Origin of the sequence: Paenibacillus mangrovi, assembly GCF_022898935.1 — a bacterium.
Classification (GTDB): domain Bacteria; phylum Bacillota; class Bacilli; order Paenibacillales; family Paenibacillaceae; genus Paenibacillus_AQ; species Paenibacillus_AQ mangrovi.
On sequence record NZ_JALIRP010000007.1, the window covers coordinates 1 to 14,011 of the forward strand.

Below are 14,011 nucleotides of genomic sequence, written 5' to 3' on the forward strand. Positions count from 1 at the left end.
TGATCCCCTTTTCCGACATAAATTTAACTGTTGAATAAAATAAAGTAACTAATGAATCAATAATTATTTGGACCGAAACTTCCACATCTTCTCCATCGGCTGATTTTGAACATTTAGTGTTAATAAAGTCAATGTAGTCATGAAACAATCCATGAAAAAAATCATCAATTGATAAATGACGAAATGAGATTTCATTTTGATTTAATAGTTCTGTCGATATGGAAGTCTTTCCGGAACTTGAAGTTCCATTTAAAAAAACTATTAATCCTTGCTTCAATTTAATCACCCCTTATCTAAGGAATTCGTGTAGTGATTAAGGAATCCTGCCCGTTAGCGTAACAATATTATCTACTCACATCATTTAGCCGTTGTTCAAATTTAGATATCTTTTCTGCACAGCGTCTTATAGCAGCTTGGTGATTAATTATTATTCTGTCTTGCTTTAACTACTCTCGGTATTTGTTTCTCATAAATGGATAATACATTTGAAATCAATTCTTCGCTCGGATTCCCGTTATCTTTCAAAAGTGCATATATAAGGTTCAAGAAAGTCTTCGCGTCTTTCTCTGTTAAACTTTTGATTGATTCCATGGTACTATCATTTGAAAAATTTTCTTCCTTCGTCTCCATAACTATTCCTCCATCTCTAAATATCATTTATTCTTCTTACTCGACGTTATAAATGCGTTATCTCCAATCTACATCCCTTGGTTAAAACGATTCCAGTGGTTGGAAAGCTGCGTTTTTCTGCCCATTACTTCAATAAGAAAAGAGGAGCACATCGCTGCAAGCTCCTCCGCTATCGTGTCCCGTTAGCTCAATGCAACTATGTGTCGCTCACGATCTTCAACGCAAGCGACCTAGCATTGCGCTAGCCCCGAGGAACGCAAAACGATCAAAATCAAGGGAAACAACAGATTGGATGAAAAACGGTTAACCCGTCTGCTCACGCATACATCCTCTGCTATCTATCCTCGCCTGCCATTAGCAGAATTAACCTATTTGCCCCTATAGTATAGTGGCTGCCAAACAGGCTATTTGATTCCGCTTATATCATGATATGTCTTTGTTCAATGCCAGCCACTGCACCGCCAACTCGAACTTGGTTGATTTCACCGCTCTCGCTCAGGCGCAAACTTGCCTTGATTTCAGAAGGACAATCCATCGAATACCCTTGCCTGAACATGACATGCTCCACTTCCTGCAAAGATCGTTGGCCATGTTGGTACAAATAGCTGAGCAGGGCACCGTTGGATGTTCCTGTCGCGCTTTCTTCGGGAATATCGTACAGCGGCGCAAAATTCCGGCATTCCGCAGCAGCATCGTCTGGAGTATCCATCGTGAACAGATGATATCCAACCACATCATATTTTTCGCTGATGGCGGTTATAGCGTCAAAATTGGGCTGAACCTCATTCAAGAGCTTCCTGCTGCGGATCGGGATCAAAATGTCCCGCAGTCCCGTCGAAACAATTTGGATGGGTAACCCGGTTTCCAGATCTTTGGTATCCATTCCCAAGGATGGAGCTATTTCCTCACAGGATATCCTTTCAAGAAATTTTGGTAAAGCCTGTGACAAATAAACAAGACCCTCGGAGCTAATACCGACATCCAAAATCCCTGCCTTGGTTTCTATCGTATAGAAGGTCCCTTCTTTTGCCAAACCCAGCGAATGCATGAGTCCAAATGCAGCAATCGTGGCGTGTCCGCACAGATCAACTTCGCTGGCGGGGGTGAAATAACGGATTTTGTAATCCGCAAGCAAGGATTTTTCCATAAAGGCCGTCTCCGATAAGCCCAATTCCTTCGCTATGAGCTGCATTTCGGCAGCCTTCAGCGAAAGGCCATCCTCTAAGACAACACCTGCTGGATTACCGCCACGCTCCCCTTTCGAAAACGCATTTAATGTATACACTTCCACATTCATGTTCCGCTCGTCCTCTCCTTATCTTCAAAAAAACGATGTGCGCAACAGCACGTCCCATTCGCTAACTTGAGATCCAGCTGGGAAATCTCTTAGTACAGTAAATCGTATCATTAATAATACAGAAAAAATATGGCTACTTTATTTAGAACTACTCTGCCCGCTTAATGACTACACTTTTATTAAACGCTTCAGTCGCTGCTGTCCGTCGTTCAAAAACAGCCAGTTGCTTTGAGTATTCTGTCCATCCATACGAACGCCTACCACGTACATCCGGTTAATCTCGATCTGCTGTCCTCCGCATTTAAACAGTTTCCAGAAGCATCGCGCGGCGCGGTGAACAGTCGGTTCCGACCCGGTCGACTTGGATATGACGGCAGCTCTCTATAGCGAAAGTATTCGGGTTCATCACCAGAATATTGTCCTGTTCTATAGATACTGTTTTAGTAAACAAATGCTTCAATAAGCCCAGTTTGACTCTATCTGTTTGCAATAGTGCAATGAGGTGTCCGCATATTGGTTAAGTACAACGATTCTGGATTTTGAGTATTCACTAAAGCTAGCGAGATACTCTATATGTAGATCAATGAGCTGTTTGGGTGGAGTTGGGGTTAACATCAAGGTTCCAGCATTTAAAAATGTAGAAAGCGCACAATAAATTCAACATCGATTTCTAAGTAGTCTGCAATAGTAATATGTAGCTTCCAATTAGAAATTTCATAAGCGTTGTTAGATACATTACAATACCACATATTGGAACTATTCTGCCCGTTAGCGTAACGCGGCTGCCGATCCATGTCGGCAGCCGCGATTTGGTTTTTTATTACGTTATCAGGCGTAATCGAACTGCTCCCTCGCTATTGTGATAACGTACGTAAGACTGGTTTATTTCTCATAAAATCATGTGTGATTTATCGTCTTTGTAAAATAAAGCCCAACCTGTAATGTACTAGTATGGAATTCAAATTTATGCCCATCAGAGTCAGTAAAATAAACTGACCTCTTATCTCTCTCAACTCGTATACTAGCTGGGTGAATAACCCGTTAACACAACAATTAAAATACAAGGGCTAAAAGCAAATCCGGTACTGTCCAAAAATGAAATGTGCAATTGGCTCCTGGCTGAACTATCCTAAATTTCTACAACTTTTACGATAAAAAACTTATACTTAACAGACGACGATGATACCTTGATCCAACATTCTGTTCAATTCTTTAAAAGCCAGCCACACTTTTGAATAACCAAACTCGCACATAAACCGGAGTACAGCCCTAACTTGATCTATGCTTGCGCCATTTCGAAGAGCGAGTTTTACGTGGAATTCAAAAGGTTCTTCCAAAGTTTGATATAAAACATCAACGGCCAATGAAAGATATGCCCTTTCCAGAGGGGTTAATCCCCCGCGTCGCCAGACCTGTTTCATTTCACGCATAATGAAATTACTTAGATGTGGATCTAAAGATAACAACTTTTCTTTCGTATCGTCGTCAAACAACTCTGCATCTGCCGATTCGATTGATTCAGTTGACACTTCATAATTGAATTCCGGATACATCTCTTTTAATCGCGTTATTGCCTTTAGAACGATGGGATAACCTGCATGGCAGGCTAAATGTAGCAAAACTTCTTTCACTTCTTGGTGAGAATAACCATTCTCTAACGCCATGCCGACATGCAATTGAAACGGAAGATCTAACGTATTATTGCACACATCGTTAACAAGACATAGAAGAGTGCATTCCTTGACCGCCAAGCCTTTCAAACTAAAAGCCTCGGTACCAACCTGCACGGCCATCTTTCCAAAATCCGGATCGACTGCCAGGACTCCTTGATTTGCTTCTTTGTCTTTTGGCGTTATCATTATCATTACCTCCCGTACTTTTTGATTTTCCTATTCCCAAGCCCCGAATTTCTTGGGGAAACTAAAGAGCTTGAATCTCATCTTATCCAAGAATTTACTGGGCATGATTCGCGCCAATAAGGGCAATAGTTTTGACGACGGGCCTACCGGATAACGCGTCTTAGGCACCTTAGCCGTTAATGCATGGAATACAGTCCTGGCCATCATTTCCGGAGGGCTGCCGGCTTTCTCCCGCGCGACTGCAGTATTCAAAAATTCCCGAAAAATATCACCATACCGCTTCACCCCTTCTTCGGGAATTTTTAACAACAAAGCCTCACTATCAGCCATCAATTTGTCAACCGCAGGTGTAGAAATTTCACCTGGACCAATTAAACACACATGAATTCCCCAGGGATGCAGTTCCATTCGAAGAGCATCATTGATCGATTCCAAAGCATGCTTGGAACCACAAAGTGCTCCGCCGAACGGGATGGTTATTTTTCCACCGACCGAACCAACATTGATAATCCGTCCTTTGGCTTTGCGAATCAGCGGTAAAAAAGCCTGGATAACCGCAACCTGCCCGATTACATTGATTTCCATTTGCCGTCTTAGGTCGGAAATAGGCAGATACTCGATCGGTCCGGGAACACCGACTCCTGCGTTATTTACCAGTCCGACAAGGCCGGCTTCCCCAACGGCTTCTGATACAATGCTTGTGGCGGACGCAATCGATGATTCGTCGGTAACATCGATGAACAGCGGTGTTAGTTGATTGGAGGCTTCCTGCCTTAAGGAGTCGGCGTCCTTCTCCTTACGTACTCCGGCAAAAACACGGAACCCATGGCTATCCAGATAGAGGGCGCATGCTCTCCCCATTCCCGACGATGCCCCGGTTACAACAACAGCGCCTTTAACCGGAAACGAACGACCGATTTGTTTACTCATTACTAACACCCTCCAATTGATAATTTGATGGTACTCGATCACTTGTTTTGTCACTCCGGATTGCAGCTTCGTTATACGATCAATCGATCACAACTGTCTTCATAAAGAGGTCGACAATTTCTTCGATTTGTTTCGGATTGGGTCTAGAAGGAGGGGACTCTGCTGCGAAGAGACCGTCAAGAAGAACATATGTGATCAGTGGCCCGACAAACATGCGTGTTACGGCCTCCTCCTTGTCAATCTTCACCACACCTTGCGTTTTCGCTTGTTCCAAGAGAAGAGAAACATGTTGCATAATCCGCTCCGGAACGGTCGAACGAAACAGAATCCCCAACTGGGGGAACTTGGGCGTCTCTGAAATGATCAACCGTACCAAGGCCAAATACTCTGTTTGCATGAGACAGGCGATTATTTTTTGTGCCAGATAAATTAATGCTTCCTGTAATTCCTCGCGGTTGCATGGAGTTAAATTACTAACCTCGAATTCTTGAGAAAAGTTATGGATTATCCGTCGAAACACATCGATGAGAAGATCCTCTTTACCCGAATAGTAACTGTACAGCGTTTGCTTTGAAACTCCGGCTTCTGCAGCAATCGCATCCATGCTACTTGAGACAAAACCTTTTTCCAGAAATAACTGTTGTGCCGCCTTGCGGATCTGATCTCGTTTTGCCTTTGCTCTGGGTAAAAGCTCTGTCAAGTGAAAAGCCTCCTTGTTATATACTTTAATTCGCTCATAAAATCATACTGTACGGTCTAGTTTGATTTTATAACGACTCTCCCTTACTGTCAATATGTGGTAGCTAATTTTCTTTGTTAGCTGTTTGATCCTCAGAAATGAGCTCTAATCGATCCATCGCTGCTTTTGTTAGTATGTCTACAACGACTAATTTTAAAATAATATCCATATAAGTTTATATTTAACATTTTTTATTATTTCTTAAATGACGTTACTTTCAAAATTTAACCTTGCACAAATTAATGCAGACTTGACGCAAAAGGGACTCCAAACACCTACTCTCTCATTTTTCCAGTCCACATCGTTGAAGTAATCTGCCCGTTAGCGCAACGCGGCTGCCGATCTATGCCGGTAGCCGCGTTTTAGTTATTTATTAAGCTATCGTGTCCCGTTAGCATTCCTGTAGATGGATTAATTTCGTCTTTGCAAAAAGAAAAGCGCCTCGGTACGATGGGAGTACACAACGGGTCATAGCCCTTAAAATCCCATCATCCAGGAGGACGCTCTACTATGAAGTTTAAGGCACAGGAGAAACAAAATCAACTCATTGAAAAGATTACCGCCAAGCACCTCGTCGTCGGGATCGACATCGCCCAGCAAACTCATGTCGCACGTGCGGTAAACTTTCGAGGAATCGCCATTGGGAATCCCTTTTCCTTTTCAAACGATGAAGAAGGATTTCACAATCTCCTTCGGTGGGTGCAATCACTACAAGCATCACACAGTCTAACTAAAGCTATTGTCGGGATGGAACCTACCGGTCACTACTGGCTTAACCTTTCCAAGTGGCTCTCGGATCACCAATTCGAAGTCGTTCTTGTCAATCCGCATCTCGTGAAAAGGAATAAAGAAAACCGTGATAACACGCCTTCCAAGAGCGACAAAAAGGATGCTCTCGTTATTGCAGATATGGTCAAAAACGGCTATTACTCTTTCATTCGTAGCACGCCTGAGGCCTTTGTAGAGCTGCGTGTTTATCTCTCAAACCGTGACTCTGTCGTGACGAGACTCGTAAGCGCTAAAAACCAAATCCATCGCTGGGTTGACGTTGTTTTCCCTGAGCTGCGTCAAGTCTTTAAGAGCCTTATGTGTACCGGTTCGTTGGCCACACTTCGTCTTTTCCCTACACCTGAAGAACTTCGGAAATTACAGCCAAAAGAAATCATCGAAGGCTGGAAATCATTGATGAAGCGTCATTCTGGAGAGCGAAAAGCTCGAACTCTTATCGCTCTTGCTTGTAGCTCTGTGGGTTCCAGACAAGCCACGAATGCCTACAAGCTTCACTTGAAGCAGTTACTCGATGAATACGACCTTGCTTGCCAGCAGCTAAAAATAGTAGAAGCGGAGATTAGCGCCGTCTTAGATCGCATACCTTTTGCTAAATCTATGCTTGCTGTCAAAGGGATTAGCGCCATTTCACTCGCTGGTATTCTTGGTGAAGCCGGGGATTTAAGCGGATTTGTTCATGGCAATGCTCTGCTGCGGCATGCTGGCCTTAACCTCGCAGAAGCAAGCTCTGGGAAATGGACGGGTCAGATGAAAATTAGTAAACGTGGACGATCTCGCCTCCGCCGTTTCATCTTCATGATGGCCATGAGTTTGGTTGCAAACAATCCGGAATTCAAAGCGATCCATACATACAATGTTCAAGTGAAAAAGATGAAGAAAATGAGATCCCTGATGAAACTATGTGGTAAATTAGCTCGCATTCTCGTAGGGATGGCTCGTAGCAACGAGGCATACAATCCTCATAAAACGATGCCAATTCAACTAGCAGCTTAAGCTTAATATAATCGTTTCGTCGTACGAATTTTGGCTTATTCGCAGGGTTTCAAAGAAAGCACGGAGTACCGGATACATTGAACCAAAGGGCACCGACCCGTACCGTTAGCAAGACCGGCCTCCACCCCTTGGACAGGCGTAACGAAGGAATGAGAGGGCAAAGACCCGTTGAGACATGGGAGTGAGAACCTCCAGGGGCGGCGTGGAGAATGCGTGCAGTATATGGAAGAATATGGGGTTGTAACCTCCCCCTCTATTTCCCCACGCCTTCATGTTGTTCTGGTCTTCAACTAGCTTTCTCTAACTATCTTTCCGTTGTTCTTGCAAGGGCGGAATCCTGCGAATAAGCGAGTATTCGTGAGAAAACTAAATCGTACCGAGGTAGTTCAATGATCCGTACTTCTACTTATGATACGGTTCTCCGGGTTGTCTGTAACGGAAAGTTTTAAGGCCATCCTTTTTGCGGGATGGCCCTTTCTTTGTAGTGTATGACTAACTGAACTAACGTTTCCGTTTGTTAAATTATTACTTACATACCATCAATAAATTGCCATCTGGGTCACGAAATGCAAACCAGTGTCCATTTTCAATACCAGTAACCAATTCTACTCCGTTATCCTTCATGAATTGATAGGAGCTTTCAATGTCATCGGTTGCGAACATAAATGCAGGTGTCTGATAAGTAGGTGGTCCGCCTGGTTCTTTGCCTCTCCACATCGGCATCGTGTCCAAAATAAGTCCTGCACCTTGCATTGGTAGTGGGCACAGATGTCCACTCATTATTTCAGGTGTTTCCGAAATGCCGAAGATTTTGCAATACCAATCTCGTGCCCTTTCGATATCCCTAACTGGCATGAACGTCCCACCGATTCGGTTTGTAATTGGACTGGTTGATGTGCTCATAAAGCACCCCCTTAACAGAATATGGTAATTTATTCGATTTCATATACGTTATTTCCTTTGTCAATCTACAGATATTTAACGGATAGATTCTGAGGCTATTCCAAATATTTCCCCAATAGTTCAACTAATGCAGACAGCGACTTTCCACGTAATCTGCCCGTTACCTCAATGAAAACAGGGAGGAGTTAACGTGGAAATCTGCTCCCTGCCTATTAACTATCAGACCCACTGCTATACACTCAGTGAGTCGTTTTACTCTCATTTTCTAAGACATGTTAACGATGATTCTGACAGACGGTAATTACGTTGAAATCTGGATCTCTCATGTTGAAAAAGGATACTGCTTCATTTCTATGGATACCTCCATAGATTATTTCAAATCCAAGTTCTTGTACGAATGAAGCTGCTTCATCAATTTCATTTGCAGGCATAAAGAACAAAGGTGAAGCCTTCTCCGGTACAGGGACGTTTTCCATTCCATTTGAATCAATCATGATATCTAAACCTGAGGGTAGATGAAAAATATGTAGGTGTCCAAACCGTTCTTGTTGTTCTTGAGACAGCCTTAACAACTTATTATACATATCAACAGAACGTTCCAAATTCCTTGACCATAAAATTACGCCAGTTACCTTACTTAGAATCGGCGACTGATTGACCATATAGCACCTCTTTTTTATATGAAATTTTTAAAAAGCTAATTGTATATTCAACACAGAATAAACCATATCCTTCCACTACATTCACCGACTTGTATGATGTGTATCGGTTTACAAAATCGTTCCTTCCCTATTAATCCATGATATCCCACATAGAAAATATGATAGACTAGCATTAACAAGGTTTACCACTTACTGAAATAAGGAGAGTTGAGCAGATGGGTTTCCTTAAAAAGATATTCGGAGGCAAGAACGACGGGGAAAAGTCCAAGGACGGCACTACGATTTACAAATACGAAGAAAGAACTGATTATGAGCCCCCTGCTCCAATGGAATATGTGGAAGAAATCATTGCACATTTCGAAACGGTATTTCCCGGTAGAACTAGCAGTGTCTTTCATGAGATTGTATCGGACATCATACATATTGATGTGAATATCATGGAACCTACAGAAAAAGAGCCATTCTGGGTGCTTTACACGAACGGTATGAGTGACTTGCCTATGACGATTCCGAATGAGATACTAGCTGGGCTCAATGATCATTACGATCGGGCGGAAGTGATGATGTTTCTTCCTGCTTCCTGGGAACTTACACAAGAATCCGTAAAGGATGAAAACAATTACTGGCCTATCCGACTCATGAAGCAGATGGCTCGTTTTCCCCATCAGTATAATTCCTGGTTGGGATATGGACATACCATCCCAAATTACCAGGACTATGAACCATATGCCGATGGAACCGGTTTAAATGGGGTTGTACTCTATCAATTAAAAGAAGAGATCAGCGTCATCAGAGCCAAGGACGGTAATAAGATTCAAACTTATTTCTTGATTCCTCTGTATAAAGAGGAGATGGATTATAAGTTAGAGCATGGCATGGATGCATTGATGGAAAGATTATCAGAGCTCGGAAATGAAGTGCTCATGTTAAATGCGAACAGAAGAAATACCTGCAAATAACATTGTGCTGACGGTGTCAGTAAGCTCAAAAAGCCCATCCCGCAAAAGGATGGGCTTTCGTAACATTTATTTTATATATTCATGACTAACTAATGCACCTGCGATCACATCGGTCGGTATAACAAATTCCACCACACCCATATACCCCGGAGCGACTTCGTATTTATCAAAGGAGATAACAAGTTTGCCTTCATTGTTAATATAGAAGCTCTGATCTTTATCAACGGTTTCAAATCCTAATTCATTATCTAACCAATACGTCTTATCGGGGTCTTGTTTCATCTGCTGACGCATCTGTTCTTTAATATTTTCACTGATCAGGCTGATATAGCTATCATCTTTAAATAAACTTGGCAATGTAATCAAAAGTTGATTTTTCTTGTCCACCGTGTCGTATTTAAATGTTGTCGAGGATGAACCTACCGTATTTACAACAAATCTGCCTACAACAAGGATCTGATCATTATCAGTTTTGATGACATAATCGCTTTTAACGCCTGTGTGCCCTCCGCCGTTTTTCTCTAATTCCTCCATCTCTTCTTTAAAACTGTTAAACAGCTCTTTATTTTCCTCAAGGTATTTGTCATTTAGGGTGGCTTCTAGAGTTTTGTTTTCCATGTTCGTAATGGCTGGAACTTTTATATCGACTTTGGCATTACCATCATCTACTTTAAACTCAGTAAAAGTTAGTACCTTGACAAGCGAGCCAACCACGGGCACATCTGTTAAAGCATTTGCAAAAGTCGGACTGGCATTAATCCCTGTTACAAACACAATAGCTGCTACCCCGACCGCAGCGAGCCCCTTCATGATGCTCATATGTTTTCTCTTTTTTTGCTTGAGCGCTTTTTGCACGACAAAATCCAATTCATCAGGGATGGGTATATCCTTATATTTTCGTTTCAATTGTTCCATCTGTTCGTCCATGTTACTTGACCTCCTCCAAAATTTCGTTACTCATTTGAATTCGAAGTATGCGAAGCGCTTTATACAATCTTGATTTTACGGTACTGAGGTTTTCATTAAGCACTTCCGCAATTTCTTCAATTTTCATATCTTCAAAATATCTAAGTATAATTACAGTCCGAAATGCATAAGGTAGTTCCTCCAAAGCCTTTTCTAGATCAATGTCTTGATAGACATCTTCATTTGAAGGGATGTGTAATTCCAACGTCTGATCGTCCACGAGTTGTATCCTCTTTTGTTTTCTAAGGAAATCGATCGATGTATTCATCACGATTCTGTAAAACCAACTTTTCATAGCCACTTCGGATTGTATGGAATATGAAGATAACAAAGCCTTATGGATGGAATCCTGGACAATATCCAATGCATTTTCAGCATTCTTTACATAACTGAAAGCAAAACGATACAAATTCTCTTTGTTTTCTGTAATAAATCGAATTAGCTCTTTGTCTAACTTGTTATTCATGGAAAAACTCTCCTTTGATACGCGCGCATCATTCTCATGTCTTTCATATGTAAGACGTGTGAGCTACCTAAAAAGTCTATTTTCGTTAATGGGAAATGTAACTAAAAAAACTCGATGCCCCTATAGTATAGGTAATCGAGTTTTTGGTATTAGGCGGTTGGTTCCTTCTTATTGTTTTACAGTGGCCTGATTGTCCGCAAAAACGACCTTAAGTTTATTTTCTTGCCAAGATAAAACAAGATGATCTACGTATCCACCATTTCCTCCTTGAGGAGCCGTAACAATGATATCGTCCACTTTATCACCCGTATAGTCACCAACAATCAAGTTCGGTTCTCTTCCAAGCTCTCCGTACATAGTACCATCTGTACCTTTGTTCAACCAATCATATTTTGTGTACTTTTGAGTTTTTCCATCTTGTACGATGATCGATAAATCGCTGGCATATGCATCCAGTTCTCCATTATACATTTCTTTTGTACCTACCAGGATTACTCTGTCAGCAACAGAATCCCCTTGAACATCGGTAGTTTTGTAATCTAGAACATACGTATTATCCTTGAATTTAAGTTCAGGTACTATAAATTTTTGACCGATTTTTAGCTCAGATAATGTTTTCACAGCTTGCTCCGTTTTCGCTTGTGGGACGGCGGTTGCCTGCTTAGCAAATGTAACTTGATGTGTACTGATCGTCGCAGAGCAAAGGAAACCTGCCGCCAGTAAAATGGAAACTTTCTTTACGTTTAATTTTTTCATTTTCTAAACCTCCATTGATGTTTGCTTGCCTTACATAAGTAAGACGTACGAGGTACCCTAAAAAGTCTATTTTTCAATTCAAGAAGTGACATTATCAGAAAAACCCCTGAAACCAAAGGTCTCAGAGGCTCAAAATCACTCTATACTACATGCTTTACACTAAAAGAATTCTTAATTTACGTTAGCTTTTGGAGTGCATCCCTTTCTTCCAAGTATCCTTTAACGGAACGATGCGGTTAAATACAAGCCGATCACCAGAACAATATTTCTTATCTAAACAAAAATAGCCATGACGGAAAAATTGGAACTTTTGCTCCGGAAGTGCATTTTCAATGAAAGGTTCCATTAAAGCGTTCTTGATGGTAATGAGCGAGTCAGGATTTATTTTATCCGTCCAATCCTCGCTGTCCTCCTTCGGAATATCTTGGTCAAGCAGCAGTTTCTCATAAAGATGAACATCAACCTTAACGGCGTGCTCCGCAGATACCCAATGGATCGTCCCCTTTACCTTACGCCCAGTAAACCCCGTACCGCTCTTCGTGAGCGGGTCGTAAGTACAACGAAGCTCCTTAATTTCGTCTGTTTCCCGATCCTTGACTACTTCCTCGCACCGGATAAAATACGCCCCCTTTAATCTCACCTCAGCATTCGGACTCAGACGATGGAAGCCCTTGGATGGCTGCTCCATAAAATCGTCCCGCTCAATATAAATCGTTTTGGAAAACGGAACTTCTCTATGACCCAGTGCCTCATTTTCACTGTTGTTTTCAATCGTTAGCAGTTCCATGTCATCCTGAGGATAGTTGGTAATCACGACCTTTAGAGGGTGTAATACGGCCATGATACTAACCGTTTTTTCTTTGAGATCCTGCCTGAGACAATGATCCAAGAGTGAAATATCTACTATACTTTCAGTTCGAATGCTGCCAATCGTTTCTATGAAGCTGCGTATACTTTCTGGGGTAAAGCCTCTTCTTCTTAAGCCTCGAATTGTCGGAAGTCTAGGATCATCCCAACCGTCTACGAATCCTCCATTTACCAGAGACCTCAAAAACCGCTTGCTTGTCACAACACCCGTCAAGTTAAGCCGGCCGAATTCCCTTTGCCGTGGGGGATCCGGATAATCAAGCTCTTTTAAGACCCATTCGTATAATGGGCGATGATCTTTAAATTCATTTGAGCATAAGGAATAAGTGATACCCTCAATCGCATCTTGAATAGGATGGGCAAAATCATACATCGGATAAATGCACCAGTCTTTTCCCGTCCGATAATGCTCTGCATGGATAATTCGATAAATAACAGGGTCACGCAAATTTATATTGGGCGAGCTCATATCGATTTTGGCGCGAACAACCTTAGATCCAGCAGGAAAGTCGCCATTTTTCATTTTCGCAAAAACCTCCAGATTTTCCTCGACTGTTCGGTCTCGATAAGGACTGTTCCTGCCCGGCTCTGTCAAGGTTCCCCGATACTCCGACACTTGGTTCGGCGTTAAATCACAGACGTAGGCTTTTCCACGCCGGATCATTGTAATGGCGGCTTTATATATTTCTTCAGAGTAGTCCGAACCGAAATAAATATGATCTCCCGGATCGTAACCTAGCCACTTCATATCCTCGATGATCGCATTAACGTACTCAATATCCTCCTTAAGGGGATTCGTATCGTCAAAACGAAGATTGAACATCCCGTTAAAATTTTGAGCCACTGTAAAATTCGTGTTTATGGCATATGCGCTGCCGATATGAAGGTAGCCATTCGGTTCAGGTGGAAAACGCGTGCACATTTCCCTGCCAATAGGGTTCTGCTCAAGCTCTTCTCTAATCAACCTGAATATAAAATTCTCAGCTTGATGTTCTTTTTCGTTAACCATATCGACGCCTCCTAATGAACTGGATAAGGGACCATCCAAAACAAAAAAAATTTCACCTCCAAGACTCTTTTGTCTTGGGGACGAAATTTTCGTGGTGCCACCCCAGCTTCATTAATATGTCGCCATATTAACCTCTTCAAGTACGACATTGCAGGCAATGCTTATACTCTAGCTCTATAACGGGAG

The 14,011-nt window shown here is 42.1% G+C and carries 14 protein-coding genes, 1 pseudogene and 1 other annotated feature (1 of these 16 cut by a window edge); of the genes and pseudogenes, 2 read left to right on the forward strand and 13 right to left on the reverse strand.

The genetic code is table 11. The features are described 5' to 3' along the window. The 7 genes and pseudogenes from MUG84_RS17125 to MUG84_RS17155 all read right to left on the reverse strand — a co-directional run. The coding region (locus MUG84_RS17125; RefSeq protein WP_244726919.1) for a chloramphenicol phosphotransferase CPT family protein at positions 1-277 on the reverse strand (277 nt) is incomplete at its 3' end. Positions 278-420: 143 nt separating this feature from the next. Next, positions 421-630 carry a hypothetical protein gene (locus MUG84_RS17130; RefSeq protein ID WP_244726921.1) on the reverse strand — a complete coding sequence of 70 codons (210 nt, stop codon included), beginning with the start codon at positions 628-630 and terminating at the stop codon, positions 421-423. A gap of 418 nt (positions 631-1,048) precedes the next feature. Next, entirely contained in the window at positions 1,049-1,927 is an 879-nt protein-coding gene (locus MUG84_RS17135; RefSeq protein ID WP_078499051.1) for a PhzF family phenazine biosynthesis protein, read from the reverse strand. 889 nt (positions 1,928-2,816) lie between these two features. Next, positions 2,817-2,962, reverse strand: a pseudogene (locus MUG84_RS17140) (metallothiol transferase FosB); the annotation flags it as partial. A 131-nt stretch (positions 2,963-3,093) separates the two neighbouring features. Beyond that, positions 3,094-3,786 carry a carboxymuconolactone decarboxylase family protein gene (locus MUG84_RS17145; protein ID WP_244726923.1) on the reverse strand — a complete coding sequence of 231 codons (693 nt, stop codon included), beginning with the start codon at positions 3,784-3,786 and terminating at the stop codon, positions 3,094-3,096. Positions 3,787-3,816: 30 nt separating this feature from the next. After that, the gene (locus tag MUG84_RS17150; RefSeq protein WP_244726925.1) at positions 3,817-4,716 is read right to left on the reverse strand and encodes an SDR family oxidoreductase; all 900 of its coding nucleotides are present in this window, start codon (positions 4,714-4,716) and stop codon (positions 3,817-3,819) included. Between the two features lie 79 nt (positions 4,717-4,795). Next, on the reverse strand, positions 4,796-5,416 hold the full coding sequence (locus MUG84_RS17155; protein WP_244726927.1) for a TetR/AcrR family transcriptional regulator: 621 nt from the start codon (positions 5,414-5,416) through the stop codon (positions 4,796-4,798). Between the two features lie 549 nt (positions 5,417-5,965). Here MUG84_RS17155 and MUG84_RS17160 point away from each other — a divergent pair. Continuing rightward, a complete protein-coding gene (locus MUG84_RS17160; protein ID WP_244726930.1) occupies positions 5,966-7,237 on the forward strand; it encodes an IS110 family RNA-guided transposase in 1,272 nt (423 codons plus the stop codon). Between the two features lie 525 nt (positions 7,238-7,762). On the opposite strand, the gene MUG84_RS17165 is transcribed toward MUG84_RS17160, so the two are convergent. Further along, positions 7,763-8,140 carry a VOC family protein gene (locus MUG84_RS17165; RefSeq protein WP_244726932.1) on the reverse strand — a complete coding sequence of 126 codons (378 nt, stop codon included), beginning with the start codon at positions 8,138-8,140 and terminating at the stop codon, positions 7,763-7,765. Positions 8,141-8,415: 275 nt separating this feature from the next. Then, entirely contained in the window at positions 8,416-8,802 is a 387-nt protein-coding gene (locus MUG84_RS17170) for a VOC family protein (protein ID WP_244726934.1), read from the reverse strand. Positions 8,803-9,017: 215 nt separating this feature from the next. On the opposite strand from MUG84_RS17170, the gene MUG84_RS17175 reads away from it, so the two are divergent. Further along, the gene (locus MUG84_RS17175; protein WP_244726937.1) at positions 9,018-9,761 is read left to right on the forward strand and encodes a suppressor of fused domain protein; all 744 of its coding nucleotides are present in this window, start codon (positions 9,018-9,020) and stop codon (positions 9,759-9,761) included. Between the two features lie 66 nt (positions 9,762-9,827). Here the strand turns inward: MUG84_RS17175 and rsiV are convergent, their stop codons facing one another. The 4 genes from rsiV to MUG84_RS17195 all read right to left on the reverse strand — a co-directional run bounded on the left by rsiV (position 9,828) and on the right by MUG84_RS17195 (position 13,825). Beyond that, entirely contained in the window at positions 9,828-10,688 is an 861-nt protein-coding gene (gene rsiV, locus MUG84_RS17180; RefSeq protein ID WP_244726939.1) for an anti-sigma-V factor RsiV, read from the reverse strand. A gap of 1 nt (position 10,689) precedes the next feature. Continuing rightward, on the reverse strand, positions 10,690-11,193 hold the full coding sequence (locus tag MUG84_RS17185; protein WP_244726941.1) for an RNA polymerase sigma factor SigV: 504 nt from the start codon (positions 11,191-11,193) through the stop codon (positions 10,690-10,692). Positions 11,194-11,361: 168 nt separating this feature from the next. Further along, positions 11,362-11,949 (reverse strand): hypothetical protein, encoded by a 588-nt coding sequence (locus tag MUG84_RS17190; protein WP_244726943.1) that lies wholly within the window; start codon positions 11,947-11,949, stop codon positions 11,362-11,364. Positions 11,950-12,130: 181 nt separating this feature from the next. Continuing rightward, positions 12,131-13,825, reverse strand: coding sequence for a glutamine--tRNA ligase/YqeY domain fusion protein (locus MUG84_RS17195; protein WP_244726945.1), 1,695 nt, complete (start codon positions 13,823-13,825; stop codon positions 12,131-12,133). 73 nt (positions 13,826-13,898) lie between these two features. Next, positions 13,899-14,011 (reverse strand) — a binding site (T-box leader) (it continues 141 nt past the right edge of the window).